11 protein-coding genes and 2 pseudogenes are annotated in these 16910 nt (G+C 67.3%); 8 read left to right on the top strand and 5 right to left on the bottom strand.

What is annotated here, in order from left to right:
- Positions 1 to 607 precede the first annotated feature (607 nt).
- The 3 genes from ACZ6I3_RS30220 to ACZ6I3_RS30210 form a co-directional block, all read right to left on the bottom strand.
- Entirely contained in the window at positions 608 to 3616 is a 3009-nt protein-coding gene (locus ACZ6I3_RS30220) for an NACHT domain-containing protein (RefSeq protein WP_469418894.1), read from the bottom strand.
- Between the two features lie 655 nt (positions 3617 to 4271).
- A complete protein-coding gene (locus ACZ6I3_RS30215; RefSeq protein ID WP_469418892.1) occupies positions 4272 to 4814 on the bottom strand; it encodes a flavoprotein in 543 nt (180 codons plus the stop codon).
- Complete coding sequence (locus tag ACZ6I3_RS30210) at positions 4811 to 6025, bottom strand: helix-turn-helix domain-containing protein (protein ID WP_469418890.1); 1215 nt, start codon at positions 6023 to 6025, stop codon at positions 4811 to 4813. The genes ACZ6I3_RS30215 and ACZ6I3_RS30210 overlap by 4 nt, the downstream gene beginning before the upstream one ends.
- 107 nt (positions 6026 to 6132) lie before the next feature.
- Here ACZ6I3_RS30210 and ACZ6I3_RS30205 point away from each other — a divergent pair, with 107 nt between their 5' ends.
- The 4 genes from ACZ6I3_RS30205 to tgmC all read left to right on the top strand — a co-directional run bounded on the left by ACZ6I3_RS30205 (position 6133) and on the right by tgmC (position 9382).
- Positions 6133 to 6714, top strand: a complete 582-nt coding sequence (locus ACZ6I3_RS30205; RefSeq protein WP_469418888.1) for a hypothetical protein — start codon at positions 6133 to 6135, stop codon at positions 6712 to 6714.
- Between the two features lie 285 nt (positions 6715 to 6999).
- Positions 7000 to 7311 carry a putative ATP-grasp-modified RiPP gene (tgmA, locus tag ACZ6I3_RS30200; protein ID WP_469418886.1) on the top strand — a complete coding sequence of 104 codons (312 nt, stop codon included), beginning with the start codon at positions 7000 to 7002 and terminating at the stop codon, positions 7309 to 7311.
- Complete coding sequence (tgmB, locus tag ACZ6I3_RS30195; RefSeq protein WP_469418884.1) at positions 7308 to 8258, top strand: ATP-grasp ribosomal peptide maturase; 951 nt, start codon at positions 7308 to 7310, stop codon at positions 8256 to 8258. Before tgmA ends, tgmB begins: the two co-directional genes overlap by 4 nt.
- Positions 8258 to 9382, top strand: a complete 1125-nt coding sequence (tgmC, locus tag ACZ6I3_RS30190) for an ATP-grasp peptide maturase system methyltransferase (protein ID WP_469418882.1) — start codon at positions 8258 to 8260, stop codon at positions 9380 to 9382. The genes tgmB and tgmC overlap by 1 nt, the downstream gene beginning before the upstream one ends.
- A gap of 238 nt (positions 9383 to 9620) precedes the next feature.
- On the opposite strand, the gene ACZ6I3_RS30185 is transcribed toward tgmC, so the two are convergent.
- The gene (locus ACZ6I3_RS30185) at positions 9621 to 10013 is read right to left on the bottom strand and encodes a hypothetical protein (RefSeq protein ID WP_469418880.1); all 393 of its coding nucleotides are present in this window, start codon (positions 10011 to 10013) and stop codon (positions 9621 to 9623) included.
- A gap of 309 nt (positions 10014 to 10322) precedes the next feature.
- Here ACZ6I3_RS30185 and ACZ6I3_RS30180 point away from each other — a divergent pair, with 309 nt between their 5' ends.
- From ACZ6I3_RS30180 to ACZ6I3_RS30170, 3 genes are all read left to right on the top strand, one after another.
- Complete coding sequence (locus tag ACZ6I3_RS30180) at positions 10323 to 11078, top strand: formylglycine-generating enzyme family protein (protein ID WP_469418878.1); 756 nt, start codon at positions 10323 to 10325, stop codon at positions 11076 to 11078.
- A 227-nt stretch (positions 11079 to 11305) separates the two neighbouring features.
- Positions 11306 to 12226, top strand: coding sequence for a LysR family transcriptional regulator (locus ACZ6I3_RS30175; RefSeq protein WP_469418877.1), 921 nt, complete (start codon positions 11306 to 11308; stop codon positions 12224 to 12226).
- A 225-nt stretch (positions 12227 to 12451) separates the two neighbouring features.
- A complete protein-coding gene (locus ACZ6I3_RS30170) occupies positions 12452 to 13510 on the top strand; it encodes a lytic polysaccharide monooxygenase auxiliary activity family 9 protein (RefSeq protein ID WP_469418875.1) in 1059 nt (352 codons plus the stop codon).
- A gap of 57 nt (positions 13511 to 13567) precedes the next feature.
- On the opposite strand, the pseudogene ACZ6I3_RS30165 reads toward ACZ6I3_RS30170, so the two are convergent.
- Positions 13568 to 13753, bottom strand: a pseudogene (locus ACZ6I3_RS30165) (hypothetical protein); the annotation flags it as partial.
- A 561-nt stretch (positions 13754 to 14314) separates the two neighbouring features.
- Here ACZ6I3_RS30165 and ACZ6I3_RS30160 point away from each other — a divergent pair.
- Positions 14315 to 16735 (top strand): annotated as a pseudogene (locus tag ACZ6I3_RS30160) (SpoIIE family protein phosphatase); the annotation flags it as partial.
- Positions 16736 to 16910 lie beyond the last annotated feature (175 nt).

The following is a 16910-nucleotide window of genomic DNA, read 5'->3' as shown; positions in this document are numbered from 1 at the left end:
ACTCCCACAGGTCTTCCGGCGCCAACCGTTCGACAAGCGCAGCAGTCATCACCCCAGACTGCCGCAAGATCACGCCAACTGAAATGACGTCTTAGGAAGCTTGAGTGCTCCGGCGGCAGGGATCGGTCGGGCGCTCGTAGCACGGTGCCCTCGGAAGGTTGCCTCGCGTTCTGAACTGAGCTGGGCGCAAAGCAAGCACCGCTCTCGGAGAGAAGCGGGGTGAATTGTGGGCTGAACTGCGGCTTCGTCGGTAGAGGAAGCGAGTGGCTACTCGACCGCGAGGCACCAGTGTTGACCGTGGCTGACCCCTGCTTCTGGCACGTTTGTGCACGAACCTCAGCCGACGACAGTCAGCCACGACGGCGAGTGCGCGCACTGGCCAGGCGCGCGTATGTCTCGCTGCACCCCCACCAGCCTTAGCCACGCTGCCAGTGCCGTCGAGCAGAGCAAGCCGCGATGGCCGGCGCATGCTGACAGCGCCTGAACCCTAAACTTGGGAAGCTACTTTATGCGGGCCCAGTTGCGGGTGCTGACATGAGCCAAACGCCCGGATCAAGTGGGAGCGAGTACACCACTTCCTTGGACGCCACGTTAGGAGGAGATGCCATCATCGGCCCTTGGCCCTCGGCTCCCGCATATTTGGGATGGAGGAAAACTGGGCCTTTCCCTCTACCCACATACCTAGCAATTGGATTGTTGCGGGCTTGAGGTGACATGCCCGAATGGAGCGCAGGGCGCTGCCGCGATAAACAGGATTCAGCCGAGCGGCGTTCCATTTCAGCACTAGCTGCACAATTCGCTTGTCCCCAGCCCCCTCCACGGTGGGCCACTTCTTATCCTCTCCAGAGATCTCGCACCACGCTGCAGCGATAAGCGCCAGGGCATCTCTCTGCTCCACCGGGGTCTGGGAGAAAGTCTTAGTGAAGGCATCGCCGTAATTGGGAACTCCTCCGATGGGGACATAGTCATACCGCTCCGTAAACCACGGAGTGTCGCATCCAGGCAGGATCTCGGACAATTCCTCAAGGTTGCGCCCTACGGCCGCGTCGCAACGCATATAGGCGCCGTTAGCTTGATCACGCGGAAGTCGAAGGATGAAGGGAGCCCGCAAAATCACTGGCCCCATATGATATTGATACAAGGCGACCGGCCCATATCTTTCGATCACCCGGGTCATGGGGATGATTCCGGACATGGCGGCAGCGGAAGCAACCCATTGTTTAGTCGCTGACAAAGACACAATTTCCGACTCAAGCAAGCTGAAACTGTCGGATTCAAACTTCTCCCAGAAAAGCGACACTTTCTCATCCATATAGAATGTGTCGTCAAGTGTTGTGTGAGGGATTAGGGAGATACACAGAGAGAGTGCAAGCCTAATCTCGCGGTCGACATCGCGGAGTGCCTCTTCGAAGTTTGCCGACGTCAATTCGAAACGGAGGTTTCTGGCAACCACCGGTAGGTTTTCCCAGTTAGCGTGAAGGAGTGCTCCAATACCGCGTAGATAGGTGAGCGACGAGAGGCGCTCTGAATGGCGGCTAGAGGAATGTTCGGTGACCTCGCCAGCCTTCAGTGCGAGCTCCACGCTCGCGCGACAGATATCCCGCAGGAGCTGCGGCCGCGGGACAGCAAAAGCAAGGGAGCGTCCCGCGAAGGAGACGAGATTTACCTGCTCTTCCAATGGAGCTGAGGTGACAGCTTCCAGGACTCTCTCTAGAAAATCGTCGATGCCATCCTCTGTATTGTTACCTACGATCTGCAATGCCAACTGAGAAACAACGTCCCATTCCGCGCGGGCGATCCTACGCCGCAGTTTGATAAACAATTGCGCCGCTGTAGGATTAAGCCTCACTAGCTGATTTGCCGCAAAGTACTCCAGAAATGTTCTGTGAGTAAACCCATAAAGCTCTTGAGCGGCATCAGATCCAACGTTTGAAAGGACCCATGCCCGGCCGGTGCAAAAGTCGACAAACTGGGATGCTGCAGCCTCCGCCTCATCTTCATCTTCGAATCGCTTTTGGAGAAGAAAGCTCTTGACGAAGCGGATAAGCTGGTCACGGGTGAGCCCGGACTGCTTTTCTGGACTACTGTAGATTGAGTACGCGAGAGAATTTATGGCGTGCTTCACGTGCGCATCGAACGGCAAGGGTGTTACGATCCCGCGCTGCTTGTCCCATTTATCGAACAGTAGTTCCGCGCATTTCTTGTAGACCTCAGGTCGGTTAGCGGGGATGTAATTTTCGCTAGCATAGATCCCGCACATCAGAGATAGCATCAACGGATTTCTCGTCAGATCGGCGACAAATCTGCTGTCTGTGTAAAAGCTCCGAGAGAGCTCTTCCCGCCGGTTCTTCTCGATAGTGTTGTCCAGCGAAAACCACTTGTCTGCGTACGTCTGTACGTCTGAGTCAGTCAACTGAGCAAGCTGCACAGGGGTGAACAGAGCCTCATCGAGAGGTGCCTCCTCGTATCCAACCTTGCGAGTGGTCACGAGGATAGGCGTCATGGGGTACTTGTATGCAAATGATTCGACGAGCTCAACTACTCTGCGGCGAAGCGCCGTGTCGATTAGCTCATCGAGTCCGTCGAAGATGACAAAAGCACGCCCTGATGACAGTGCGTACTCGACGAATCCATTATCTGGCTCCACGTTGTACGGAGACTTGCAAAGATCCTCGAGATACTGAAGCATGGTCGCTTTGCCAGCTTCGAAGTCTCTCGTGTAATCGCGCAGCACGACCAGGAAAGGAATGACCGCTGAAGATGCAGGAAGGCCGTTTCGTGCAATGTCGAAAGCTAGCTTTAGTGACAGCGTGGATTTACCTCCGCCCGGGTCGCCGAGAATTACAACCCGGTGAGAAGATGAAATGACCTCGTTAAGGTCTGCGCTGGAGTCGCGGGAATGATGCTTTTTGCTTGAATCCTCGCGAAGAATGAAATGAGGCTCTACGAAGAGTCGGCTATAAGCCACGCGCTTCGTCGTGCCGGCATGAGGTAGTTTCATGGTCGCATGAACGCTCCTCACTTGCTCCTTGAAGGATTCTTCGAAGTCGTGGTATCGGGCTAGGCGATCGATATTCTTGATAAAATCTGACCGCTGAAGGTCGGCACGGGCATAACTAGCAGCCATGCGCACGACTGCTGCCCGACTCTCGGGTGGAAATGAATTGGATGCGGAGATTTGTTCTACACGCTCAACAATGGACGCAGTAAGAGATTGCCAGATCTCTTCAATAATGGCATCGGTGTCGACAGTGTCGGCGCCAGGGAGGCTAGTGATTGATGTGCGTAGATTCGATTTTGCGTCATCGAGTCCTTTGATCTGCTGCCTTTTTCCTGACGCTGCAAACTCATGCACAGTGATGGACATGGAGAGAGAGGCGAAATCTGCTGAATCCAAGTAATTCTGCAGTTTGCGAGAGAATTGCGACGTTGTCTCTTTAATGTTTTCTGACGTGCCAGGGTCCATCTGCAGGCGCTTGCGCGTCGCCCTGTTACGCATTCGGCCCTGGGCCGTGGTCACGGGGCTCATAAGGGCTTTGCCCAAGGCCATGCCAGCTGCCCTCTCGATGACTGGCTTGAGGCTTGACAGAAGAGCAAGTTCAGCTCCAGTGACCATCGAGTGACTCCTGACCTGTATGACCGGGCAGCGGAGGCACTCGCTGCACTGATAGATCGCCCAGCATAGAAGCTCCGTCTCATCGAGGGGTTCATTTTGAGGAATTTCGTCTTGCCGGTGTGTGCCTCTGTGGGGGCATGTTCCAGACCCCTGTGACGTCACCGGCGTCCTACATCAGAAGGGATCGCGGGCTGAATCTCAGAGGGCGGCGTAGCGGCTTCGAGGTTGGTCGCCAAAGTGACGCAAAGCGCTGGAGCCGACCGCCCCAGCCACGACGTGCGCCCTTTTGCAAGCGGCAGATTGATGTGTGCGCGGCACGGGCGCCGGCCAGGCTGGAGCGGGGCGGAGACAGGAGCGCAGGCCCGGCCGGGGGCCAGCCCGCGCGCGGTGAGCGGAGCGAGCCGCCTGAACCCGTAGAGAAAGTTGTAACTCAGTCGGGCTGCTAGGGCTTGTCCGGTCCCGGTAGATGCCTGACACTCCGGTCCCAGCTGATGGTTGCCAGTGGCCGTGGTCGTGCATCGGATCGGGTATGGGCATGAGGTACAGAGGCCGTATGGGCTTCCGTAGCGGGGAGAACAGCCGCTGCCAGTTCCCCTGAGAGCTCTTGCCCACTCTCGCCTTTGGGCGGGAGGGGGCTTTTCGTCACGTGCGTGGGTCAGCGAGCGCCGGTCTGTCGCCGAACGCCAGCGAGCGCCTTCCCCCAGGGAAACGCCTGGGGATTCCCCCGCTTCGGAGGGTGCGACTGGTATCCGTCCGGGCCGTCGAGGACCAGAATGCCCTGTTCGCGCAGTACAGCAATCGACCGTGCCACCGCTGGCTGTGCGCCCTGAGCCTGGTTGAAGTAGGGCATCGCTACGACTGGCACTCCCATGTGCACCGCTTCCGACGGGATACCGATGGCGACAGTGTCCGAGATGCCGGCCCCCCACTTGTTCAACGTGGTGCACGACATCGGCGCTACGAGCATCGCGTCGGCCTTCGGTAGGGCGTCCTTCTCCCACGGCAGCTTGTACCGCGACCGAACAGGGTGCCCTGTCAGCTCGACGAGTTCCTCCACGCGCGGCTCCCACCAGGTCGCTGCGGACGGGGTGAGGATGAGGCATACGTCCCAGCCGTCGGCCTGCGCGGCGCGGACGCCGTCGTCGATGTGCTGGGTCGGGCCGGCGGCGCAGGCGATGAGGTAGAGCACTTGGGTCATGCCCGCAGTCCACAATGCTCGGCGAGCGTCCGCAAGGCCGGTCCGGGGGCCCGGGTGACGCGGACGACGTCCTTGACGAGGTTCACCGTTTCTGGGCGTCCGCGCACCTCCTCGGGTGCCAGCGCGTCGGCCTGGAGCAGGGCTGCTGCTGCGGCGCCCTTGCGTCGGGTCAGCAGCGAGGCGCGCGCGATGGCGACCCGGTGCCCGGCCTGTCGCTCCCGGGTCATCCCTGCGAGCGCTTCGGGCCTCGCATCCTCTGCGGCCTCGAGCGCGGACCATCCGTCCTCGAAGCGGAGCAGCACGTCCATCCGGTGCAAGGTGACGTTCGTCGGCCCGAACTGGGTGTAGTCCTCGTCAAGGTCGGCGCCCTGCCGCGCGGCCACGTCTCCGGCCTCGGCCACGTACCCGCCCGCCGCTGCGACCCGCCCGGGGGTGCGCTCCTGCGAGGACTCGGCGAGTGCGGCGGACAGGTACAGCATTCCGAGGGTGGACAGGCCGAGCGCCCCGCGGTCGGTGAGCCCGTCGGCCAGGCGCCGCGCGGCCGCCGTCGCGAACTCGACCGCCGCGGCCGGACGCTGCTGGTAGACGAGGCTCTTCGCGACCCGCCGGGCGGCCGCGCCCATCTGCACCGGATCACCGGACCGCTCGGCGGCGACCAGCGCCCGGTCAGCGGCGAGCGCCGCCGGGATCGCCGTCGCCGCACCGTACTTATGCAGGTACGAGGTGACGAGCTGGTACACGCGGGAGAGCAGCGCGTGCCCCTCACCCTGCTCGCCGACGGGCGCCGCGTGCACCGCCCGCCCGGCATCCCCGATCAGTGCGGGCAGGTCCCGGGAGAGCGCAGCGTAGTGGCAGGCCTGGAAAGCCACGCAGCAGTAGTCGAGGCGGCGTTGCAGAACATCCCGTGGGTGCACGTCGTCGTCGCGGTCGGGGCCGTACAGGGCGTCGATGACGCGGAGGGCGTCAGCGGGCGGGGTGCTGTCTGCGGGCTGCTGGGGCGCAGTGTCGGTCAAAAGCTGCTCCAGGGGGACGCGGAGGATCTCGGCCGCGCGCACCAGTACCGAGAGCCGCGGGTCCTGTTGGCGCTTGCCGCCTTCGATGTCCTGCACCCAGCGCTTCGTCTGGCCCATGAGGTGGCCGAAGTCCGACTGGGTGTAGCCGCGCTCGGCTCGCCAGTAGGCGATGCGCCGGCCGATGCCTGAAGTGTCCATCCCAGTGCCCCCGTACAAGGCACGCACTTTGCGTGCCCAGCTCTGTTGTACCGCGCCCTACGGTCCCATGTGTGAGGCGGACCACATGCGAAAGGGGAGGCGCGAGCATGAACAGCGATCACAGCCATCTGGCCCTACGACCGATCGAGGCTGCGCCCGGCGTTCTCATTCATCCCACCGCTGACCGGCGGTTGGCCTCGGAGCACTGGCTGCTGGCAACACTTCCGGCACCGAGTCGTGACCGCGCCCGGCTGGAATGGGACCAGCACCAGGTGACGCTGCTGCCGTTGGGCACCCTGTTCTCCGCGGTGCGGATCCCCGGCCGCCTCCTCGTCGCCCTGACTGGCATCACCGAGGCCCCCAAGCTGGACCAGTTCCTGCGCGAGAGCCTCGACGGCGGCCCGGTCATCTGCGATCCGCGCTTCCGCCGGTACTACGCCCTGGTCCCCGCGAGCATGCCCAGAACCTGGCACCAGGCGCTCGATGACTGGCGGGCCATGGACGTCGACTGCCTGGGCCGCGGCAGCTACCTCGGCGTGCCGAGTGTGGACGCCGTGCAATGGACTCGTCCCCGCGCCACCTACTGGTCGGCGCCTGTGGACTCGCCGTCGACGCTGTGCTCGCCCGTCGAGGTCGCCCGCTTGATCGCCGCCGGACGGCACTGCATGCCCGCGGAGCCGGAGGTATGAGCGGCCGCGAGTATCCGTCGTCCGTCGACGCCCCCTGGGCAGCCGCGTTCGAGCGCCTGGCGGACCACTGCATGACGTGCCCGACGTGCACGGCCGCTGACGACCAAGCCGCGAACCTTCGGCTGACGTGCCCAGAAGCCGTACGGCTGAGCAGGGAATGCCGGGACGCGCGCCGCGGCGCCTGACCCAAGGAGACTCCCGCCCCGGCCCCCAACCCTGGACAGGTCGAGCGCCGGGGCGGGCTCGTCAAGCAACCGAAGAAACCGAAGAAGAGAGGAAGAACTCTTGTTTGCTCACTCTGATCGGCTCCCGACCGGGACGCCTCTGCCGTCCGGCGCGGCCATGCCGTCCCCGTGGGGCTTGCGGCGCATGGCTCCGTATCCGGCGATGGCGTCGGGCTACGCCCGCGTCGAACTCGACCGAACCACCCAGACGGCTCGCTACTTCGACGCCGACGGCCACGTGCTGGAGATGGGGAAGCACGGCACCAGCAGTGGCACGAACCCGGCGACCAACACCGGTAACCCATCAGACGGCTCTGGCGGCGGTGGCAGCGGCGGCGGTGACCAGGACACCGGGAACGACACCGACCAGTGACCGATCTCGGTCCGGTGCTGGTCGTCACCAATCTGGACGACCCCACGGCCGACGTGGTGATCAGTGAGCTGCACGACCGGGGTGTCCCGGTCGTGCGGCTCGACTCGGGGGACTTCCCTCACGCCCTGTCGGTCACGGCCACGATCACGTCGAACGGCGTGGAAGGAACGCTGTCCACGCCGTCACGGACCGCGGACCTGACACAGCTCCGTTCCCTGTACTACCGCCGGCCTTCAGGCTTCACCTTCCCGCACCTGGACGAGCAGGACGCCCGGTTCGCGGTCGCTCAGGCCCGCTACGGTCTGGGAGGAGTCCTCGCGTCGCTTCCCGGCTGCCTGTACGTCAACCACCCGCACCGCATCGGGGACGCCGAGTTCAAACCGTCCGGCCTGGCCGCCGCTGCGGCTGCGGGGTTCCATCTCCCGCCGACGGTCATCACCTCGGACCCGGATGCCGCGCGGTCGTTCATCAAGCAGCACGCACGCGTGATCTACAAGCCTCTGTCGGCGCCGCTGTACCGCATCGGCGGGGTTTCCTGCACCGTGGAGGTCGCCGAGGTGGCGGCCGACGACATCGATGAGGCCGTCTCCGGCACGGCCCACCTGTTCCAGCAGCGGATCGAGAAGACCGCGGACGTACGCGTGACCGTCATCGGTGACCGGGTGTTTCCTGTCCGCATCGACTCGGACCTGTTGGACTGGCGCACCGACTACAGCCGTCTGCGCTACTCCGTGGTCAGCCCGCCGCCCGGCATCATCGACGCCCTGCACGCATACCTGGCCCGCTTCGGCCTCGTGTTCGGCGCTTTCGACTTCGCCATCGACCGTGAGGGGCAATGGTTGTTCCTGGAGTGCAACCCGTCTGGGCAGTGGTACTGGCTGGAACCGGAGACCGGCTTGCCGATGCTCGCGGCCATGGCCGACCTGCTGGAAAGGAAGATGCGTTGATGACCGTCATGGACTCCGCAGCCCAGCGCCGTGCGCTGGCCGGTCGACTCGCCGATGGCGGCTTCCTGCGTACCTCGCCGTGGCGCGCGGCTGTCGAAACCGTGCCCCGCCATGAGTTCCTGCGCGGCGGTTTCTTCGATCAGGTCGAAGGCTCCGCACCGACCGCCTGGCGGCCGGTCTTGCCCGGCACCGCCGGCTGGCTGGAGCGCTGCTATGCGGATGAGTCTCTGGTCACTCAGATCGCCGGGACCGTCGTGCCGGGCGACATCCGCGGTGAGATCCTGCGCACCCCCACGTCGTCCAGCACCATGCCGAGTCTGGTCGTGCGGATGCTGGAGGAGCTCCAAGTCAACGACGGCTACCGGGTGCTTGAGATCGGCACCGGCACCGGTTACTCGACCGGGCTGCTGTGCCACCGACTCGGAGAGGACTTGGTGACGTCGGTGGAGGTGGACGCGGAGGTGTGCAGCAGGGCGAGTGCTGCCCTGGGTTCCTGCGGCTACTTCCCCGAGTTGGTTGTCGGTGACGGCCTCGCCGGGCACAAGGACGGGGCCCCGTACGACCGGCTGGTCGCCACCTGCGGGGTGCTGGAGGTGCCGCACGCCTGGATCGAGCAGACCGCACCGGGCGGAGTCATCGTGGCCACCCTGTGCGGGTGGCTGTATGCCTCGGAGTTGGCCCGGCTTACTGTCGGCGAAGACGGGGTGGCCCACGGCAGACTGCTCGGGGGGCAGATCTCCTTCATGCTCGCCCGGCCGCAGACGCCGCCCCCGCTCGGCATGCTCCCCGACCTCGACGACGGCACGGAACGCGAGACCGTCACCGGGGCCGACGTGCTGAACAACTGGAGCGCACGCTTCGTCACGCAGCTCGCCGTGCCGAGCGCCCAACGGCTGACGATGGAGCGGAACGGGTGCACCGAGGACGTCCTGGTCGACGTCGACTCCGCTTCATGGGCCGCGGTGTACGAGGACGGCGGTCGGTGGCTCGTCCGGCAAGGCGGGCCGGAAGGGCTGTGGGACCGCGTGGAAGAGCAGCTCGGGCGCTGGCGCGCCGCCGGTGCACCGAAGCTGGAGGAGTTCACCGTGACCGTTACCCCGGAGGGCCAGACGATTCGCTGGTAGCCGAAGCGAGGGGAGCTCTCGACCGCCCCGTTGATGTCAGAAGTGCATGTCAAAGGCCCCGGACCATGATCGGTCCGGGGCCTTTTGGCTGGTGCCCCGGCAGGATTCGAACCTGCGACACCCGCTTTAGGAGTTCGGTCCATGCGCAGCCCGACTGCGTCGTCGTGCGGTCGCGGTGGCTGCGTCGGGTCGTGCATAGGCGCAATGCGTCTGACGCTGTTGATGTCACTCGTGGATGTCAGCTCGCCCTATCCGCAGGAGGCTTCTCTTGGCGATCAGTGGTGGTGAACTCCATCCACTCGATGCCGGCGACACTGAAACTGGCTCCGACATTGGAGGACGCGATGCCCTCGAACTCATGACGTTCGCCTGGCTGCGGGCCGCTGAGGCTCCAGGGTGAGGCGATCTTCCATGCCCACTGAAGGGTGGCCAGAAGTGCATCCTCCGGGGCGGAACGACGGAGGGGAGAGACGAACCGCAGCTCGGCCAGCTCTGGGAACTTCCAATACCGCTCGTAGCTTTCGATCTCGATGGTGTGGGGCAACAGTTCCCCGATACGGCCGACCACTCGCTCGGCACCACGGCGGTCAGCCACGTGCGCATAGCAGCGCCACCGGATCGTCTCGAACACGCCGACACTGTACGGCTCTTGCAGAACCATGCCACGACCTCTTCCGGCCCAGGCCGCCCGTCCACCTCTAGAACCTCAGCTTGGGAAGCTGCGGACCTTCGAGGCTGGATTGGGCGCTGAGCTGCGTTGATGGCTGACCTGTGCTCTCGCAGGTGCCGTCGGCTTTCATCGTGATTCCCCGCTCTTCCCCGCTCGATCTGGGGCGGTAGTGGTGCGGATCTGCGGCGTCCAGGATGTGATCCGCTGACCACATTCTCTTCCCGGGCCTCCTCCCTCGTCCGGGATGCTCGGCTGCTAGCGTCCGGCACCATGTGGGCTCAAGAGATCGTGGCCGGTCGACCGGCTTGGCGGCACAGCTCTTCCGGAGTGGTCTTCCGGGCCATCCCCGGTGGGACGTTCCTGATGGGCCTGTCCGACGCGGAACTGGACGCGGTTCGTGCCATCGAGCGGTCCGACGGCGCCGATGACGACCTCGGAGCGTTCTTCGCCGGTGCTGCCCAGGCCCGGCCGGTACGAGAAGTGCGGGTCGAGCCGTTCTTGATCGCCCGACATCCGCTGACGGTGGCGCAAGCACGGCACTGGCTGCCCGAGTACGAGGACAGCTTCGCCGAATCGGATTCAAGCACGGCCCGCTTCGAGGGCGACTTGGACGACCTGCTTGGGGCGTTGCCCTTCCGGCTGCCCAGCGAGGCGGAGTGGGAGTACGCGGCCCGGGCAGGTACGACCACTCTGACCTTCCGCGGGGACGGAAGGCCGGACGAGGGCCAGGTGCTCGACGACTTTGCCGACGAGGAGCGCACTGCAGCGGCTGAGAACGCCTTCGGGTTGGCGGCGATGGGGTCGGCGAACGAGATCTGCGGCGATGTGTGGATCCCGCATTTCACGGACGCGCCGGTGGACGCACGCCCCCGCACCGGCGACGGACTGCGGGTGGTGCGTGGAGGTGGCGGCGATCTCTCTCCGTGGCAGGGCTGCGACGAGTGGCTGCTGTTGCTCTCCGCCACCCGCTGCGAGTCCCAGGACTTCACCGCGGTCCGTCCGGTCGCACCCGTGCCAACCAGTTAGGGCGAGATCTGGATGGCAGAAGGGGGCCACCTCCGATATTTCGGAGGTGGCCCCCTTCTGAACTGGTGCCCCAGGCAGAATTCGAACCCGCATACACGGCTCTGGTGGACGTGCGCCCGATCGCTGTAACTAGTCGCGCCCGCGCGACGAAACCCCGCGCGCCCTTGAAACGCCGGTCGCACTCAAGTCGTTGATAGCCTCGGCGACATGGCTGCACCAGGAGCGACGTGAGGTATCCGAGCATCCAGCAGTTGCAGCTGTTCCTGCTCCTCGCCGAGGAGTTGCACTTCGGGCGGGCGGCGCGGCGGGCGTTCATGGCGCAGCCGACGTTCTCGCGGCACATCACCGCTCTGGAGGAGCGGTTGGGTGTCGCCGTGGTGGATCGGACGACGCGCAGGGTCGCGTTGAGCGCGGCGGGTGAGGCGCTCGTGGGGCGGGCCCGGAGTGTGGTGGAGGCGGCCGAGGAGCTGCGCCGTGAGGCGGAGAGCCGGGCCAACGCGGCCGCGGGCCGGATCGTGATCGGCTCCTTCGAGGCGATCACCTCGATGGACCCGATCCCGGCCGTCCTGAAGGAACTGCGGGAGAGCTTCCCGCAGGTGGAGGTCGACGTCGTACGCATGGGCTTCGACTCCGGCCCGGCGATCCTGCGGGGCGAGGTCGACGCGGCGTTCCTGTTCCTGCCCGTGCCCGACGGGGTCCAGACCCTGGCGCTTGCCGGTGGGCCGCGTTGCGTCGTGATGGCCGGCTGTCACCCTCTTGCCGCCCGGGACGCGCTGACCCTCGCGGACCTCGCCGACGAGCCCCGCATCGGCTGGTCGGAGCAGGTCCCGAAGGTGTTCCGGGACTTCTGGTCCGCCGACCCGCGACCGGACGGCACCCCGGTGCGGTTCAGCCCGCACGCCATCGTCGACTACGAGAGCGCCCTGCCGCTGATCGCCATGGGGCAGGGCATCCAGCTGCCGCCGGACGCGACCCGCTGGCTCTATCCGCGCCGCGGTGTGTCGTACGTCGACGTCACCGACCTCGAACCCTGGACGGCCGCGCTGGGCTGGCTGCCGAGCCGCCGGGACGAGCCGCTCGTCGCGGCCCTGCGGCAGGCGGCCCAGCGTGTTCTGTGGCGGGGCCGGCGGCCACCAGAAGGTCCCTGACCGGCAGTTCGGGTGCGACAACCGTTTACATCCGCGCCCCTCGGCGCTAACTTCCGCAACAGGCGGGGTGGGAGCGCTCCCATTACGGTGGACCGGAACCCGCCCTGAAGTCGCTCCCACCCCGCGCATCCGCACACGCATCCCCACACACGCATCCGCAGGCCCGTATCCCAAGGAACGGATGATGCTGTCATGATCCTGACAAAAGAGCCCGGAAGGCTCTCGATGCGCCGATTAACGCTCCCCACCCGGGCCAGGTCCCTCTTCCTCGTCATGCTCTCCCTGCTCGTCACCGTCCCGGCCCTCGGTCTGGTCATGACGGCCGGGGGTGAGGCGGAGGCCCACGGCACGCCCATGAAGCCCGGCAGCCGTACCTTCCTGTGCTGGCAGGACGGTCTGACCGACACCGGTGAGATCAAGCCGGTCAACCCGGCCTGCCGGTCCGCCCAGCAGACCAGCGGCACCACGCCGTTCTACAACTGGTTCTCGGTGCTCCGCTCGGACGGCGCCGGCCGCACCCGGGGCTTCGTGCCGGACGGCGAGCTGTGCAGCGGCGGCAACACCAACTTCACCGGGTTCAACACGCCCAGCAAGGACTGGCCGCTCACGCACCTCACCTCGGGCGCGACGGTCGACTTCTCGTACAACGCCTGGGCGGCGCACCCGGGTTGGTTCTACGTCTACATCACCAAGGACGGCTTCGACCCGGCCAAGACGCTCACCTGGAACGACATGGAGGAACGGCCGTTCCTGAGCGTCGACCACCCGCTGCTGAACGGCTCCCCGGGCACCGTCGAGGCCAACTACTCCTGGACCGGCAAGCTCCCCGCCAACAAGTCGGGGCGCCACATCGTCTACATGGTCTGGCAGCGCTCCGACAGCCAGGAGACGTTCTACTCCTGCTCCGACATCGTCTTCGACGGCGGCAACGGAGAGGTGACCGGCATCAAGGAGCCGGGCAACCCGTCCGAGCCGGTGCCCGGCACCTGCACGGCCACCCGTAAGACGACCGGCAGCTGGAACGGCGGCTACCAGTCCGAGGTGACCGTCACCAACACCGGCACCGTCCCGATGCTCGGCTGGATGGTCGACTGGAACCTCCCCGCCGGCCACAGGATCGAGAGCTTGTGGAGCGGCAACGCGACCTACAACGGCCAGTCGGTGATGGTCCACAACGCCGGCTGGAACGGCTCCCTCGCGCCGGGCAGGAGCACCACCTTCGGCTACACCGCCACCGCTCCCGGCGCTGACAGTACGACGAGCCTGCCCTGCCGGGTGGGCTGAACCGTCACTCCGGGCGAGCCCGGTGACCGGTGAGCCTCGCCTCGGTCGCCGGGCCCGTCACCCGGTGACGGCATCCAGTGAGGACATCCGGTGTGGACATCCGGGTGAGGACATCCGTTGACGGCACCCGCCCGGTCGCAGATGGCCGGCCCGGGCCGGTGGGCCCCACGTGGGCTTGCCGCCGGGGCGGCCGTGGGCTCCGGCGTCTCCGATGATCATGCAGACGAGGGCGCGTGCGACGGCAGGGGGGGCGGCAGGGTACGAGTGGCCGGACATCGCGGAGTGCGCCGACCGGGCCGGACACCCACCGTCCCATATGTCGCAGTTATCCGGGTATGCGATTCTGTTGTGTGGGTGCCCTGCCGCTCACGCGCGGCGTGGATCCGCCGTGTCGTCGTCGCCTGAGTTCCGGGGACTCCCACCTGCCGGTGGCCGCGGCACGGACGGGAGGTGGATGCGGACATGCCCCATTACGGCGATGCCGGGGCCGCGGTCCCCGGTCTTCGGGCGCCGGGGAACGGGGGCACCGGTCCGCCTCGTCCCGAGCCGGTGCTCGCCGCACGGGAGCGGATCCTGGCGTTCGCCGGGGTGGCACTGGCGGTGGTGTACGTACGGAACGAGGACGGTACGGAACTCCGCTCCGTGGAATCGGCCGGCGCCGAGCCGGAGCTGTTCGGGCTGCCGGGGCGGGTGCCGGTTTCGGAGGGGGGTGGAGGGTCGTCGGTGGCGGGGGGTGGCGAGACCGGGGCCGGAGGTGGCTCGACCGGGGCCGGCGGCGGCGAAACCGGGGTCGGGGGTGACCCGATCGAGGCCGGACGTGGCGAGACCGGGGTCGGGGGCGCGGGGCTTCCGGGACCTGACCCGACCGAGCCGGGGCCAAGCGGCCCGACTGCCCCGCCCCACGCCCCCGCGCCGAGTACCCCGCCCGCACCCTCCCCCGGTGGCCCCGCAGGGGCGGAGCACGTAGGGGCAGAGCACGTAGAGGCGGAGCACGGAGGGGCGGCCATCGCCAAGGCCTTTCGGAGTGGGCGGGCGTTGTGGCTCGGGGGTGTGGTGTTCGGCGGCCGGGAGGGAGGCCGGGCCTCCGCCGCGCCGCTCGGGGCGTTGCCGCTGGGGGCCGCGGGTGGGTGGCTGGGGTGTCTCGTCGTGGTGGGAGAGGCCGGGGAGGGCTTCGGGGCCGAGCAGCGGGAGTTTCTGGAGCGGTACGCCGAGGCGGTCGCCGGGCGGCTCCGGGGCGAGGCCGACCGGTGCGCCCCCTCGCCCCTGCTCGATTCGGCGCTGCGCGCCATGGGCGTCGGTTCCTTCGCCCTGGCGCCGGGCACCGGCCTGGTCGAGACGGACCCGGCCCTGCTCGAACTCGTCGGCATCCCCGAGAACGGCTTCGACGGCAAGACCGACACCCTGCTCTCGTACAGCGTGCCGGAGGACGTCCCCGCCCTGATGTCGGTGATCGAACCGTCCGCGCAGACCCCTGGACGCCGGGAACTGGAGTTCCGTATCCGCCGGCCCACCGGCGAACTGTGCTGGCTGCGCCTGAACTGCCGCGTGCGGAAGGGGCCCGACGGCGCTCCGGAGCGCGTGCTCGGCGTGGTGACCGCCGCCCCCGTGCTGCGCCGGAGCGCCAGCGACGTCGCCCGGATCCAGTGGCTGACGGCCGCGCTCGACGACGCCGTGACGGTCCGGGACGTCAGCCGCGTGGTGGTCGCCGCGCTGCGCGAGCCGCTGGACGCCGACCGGGTGGCGCTCGCCGAGCTGCTGGAGGACCGGCTGGCGGTCACCGTGCTCGATCCGCCGAGTGCCGCCGCCTGGCCGGACCTGTGGCGTGCCGAGTGGCGCTCGGAGTGGCCCGACGCGCCGGTCGCCGCCCTGCCCACGCTCCAGGCGGCGCTGCGGGACGGGCGGATGAGCCTGTGGCCCGCGGGTGCCGTACTGGAGCCCGGGCTCGATGGGATCGGCCCCGGCGGGCTCGCGGTCCTGCCGCTGCCGGCCAAGAGCAGGGTGACCGGGGTGTGCCTGGTCGGCTGGGACGCGCCGCACGAGTTCGCTCCGGAGGAGCGGGCCCTGCTGACGGCGACGGCGGGGCTGGTGGGGCAGGCCCTGAAGCGCGCGCACGCCTACGACGCCGAGCAGGAGCTCGCGACGATGCTGCAGCGCAGCCTGCTGCCGCGCAGGCTCCCCCGGCTGCCCGGGGGCACCGCCGTGGCCCGCTATCTGCCCGCCCGGCGCGGGCTCCAGGTGGGCGGCGACTGGTACGACGTGATCGCGCTGTCGGAGGGCAAGGTGGCCCTGGTCATCGGTGACGTACAGGGGCACAGCGCCGGGGCCGCGACGATCATGGGCCAGATGCGTACGGCGGTCCGGGCCTACGCCGTGGAGGGCCACCCTCCGGACGTGGTCGTCGGGCACGCCAACCGGCTGCTCGTCGGCATGGAGACCGACCTGTTCGCCACCTGCTGCTACGTCGAACTGGACATGGAGGAGGGCAACGCGCTGTTCGTGCGGGCCGGGCATCTGTCCCCGCTGGTGCGTCTTCCCGACGGCGGCACCGAGGAGGTCGCGGTGGAGGGCGGGCTCCCGCTGGGCGTCCTCGCGGACGCGGAGTTCCCGCTGACGGCGATCGCCCTGGCTCCGGGCTCGGTGCTCGCGCTGGTGACGGACGGCCTGGTCGAGTCGTCCGATCTGCAGGTGGACGAGGGCATGCGGCTCGTGCGCGAGGCACTCGCCGCGGCCGACCCCTCCGACCCGGGGCGGATGGCCGACGAACTGCTGGGCGACGCCGGCCGCCGTGAGGACGACGTGGCGTTGCTGCTGCTGCGCTACGACGGGATGCGGATCCGGCCGGTGCGGGCGGGCTGGGTGGTGTGGCGGCTGCCGGACGCGGTCATGCACGCCCGCCGGTTCAGCGCGCGCACGCTGCGCTCGTGGGACGTCGTGGCCGAGGCCGACACCGTCCTGCTGGTGGTGTCGGAACTGGTCACCAACGCGCTGGTGCACACCCAGGGCGCGGTCCGGGTGGACCTGACCCTGGCCGCGGACCGGCTGCGGGTGGCCGTGAACGACTCCTCGCCGCGCGCGCCCGCCAAGCCGGTGGTGGTGGACTGGGAGGCGACGGGCGGCCGTGGGCTCTTCCTGGTCGAGGCGATGTCGACGGCCTGGGGTTCGGTGCCGGTCGGCGGCGGCAAGCAGGTGTGGAGCGAGATCGTCGTGTCCCGGCCGGATCCGGCACAGGAACCGGAGCCCGACCAGGGGACGGAACCGCCGCGGGTCGAGCCGGAGCGGGTGCCGGAGCCGGGCCGGACCTGGGAGCGCGGCTGGGGCCTGGTCCGCGACCGCAGCTGGGGCATGGGCCGAAACCGCGACCGGAACAAGGGCCGAGACCGCACTCCGGACCCGCCCCCGG

Source organism: Streptomyces sp. NPDC041940 (assembly GCF_055589465.1).
This window is presented reverse-complemented; position numbering and strand designations above follow the sequence as displayed.

Bases quoted from the DNA above. Each gene is read 5' to 3' on its own strand.
- ACZ6I3_RS30220 (WP_469418894.1), bottom strand. From the start codon at position 3,616: ATGGTCACTGGAGCTGAACTTGCTCTTCTGTCAAGCCTCAAGCCAGTC.
- ACZ6I3_RS30180 (WP_469418878.1), top strand. From the start codon at position 10,323: ATGTGGGCTCAAGAGATCGTGGCCGGTCGACCGGCTTGGCGGCACAGC.
- ACZ6I3_RS30170 (WP_469418875.1), top strand. From the start codon at position 12,452: ATGCGCCGATTAACGCTCCCCACCCGGGCCAGGTCCCTCTTCCTCGTC.
- ACZ6I3_RS30215 (WP_469418892.1), bottom strand. From the start codon at position 4,814: ATGACCCAAGTGCTCTACCTCATCGCCTGCGCCGCCGGCCCGACCCAG.
- ACZ6I3_RS30205 (WP_469418888.1), top strand. From the start codon at position 6,133: ATGAACAGCGATCACAGCCATCTGGCCCTACGACCGATCGAGGCTGCG.
- tgmC (WP_469418882.1), top strand. From the start codon at position 8,258: ATGACCGTCATGGACTCCGCAGCCCAGCGCCGTGCGCTGGCCGGTCGA.
- ACZ6I3_RS30210 (WP_469418890.1), bottom strand. From the start codon at position 6,025: ATGGACACTTCAGGCATCGGCCGGCGCATCGCCTACTGGCGAGCCGAG.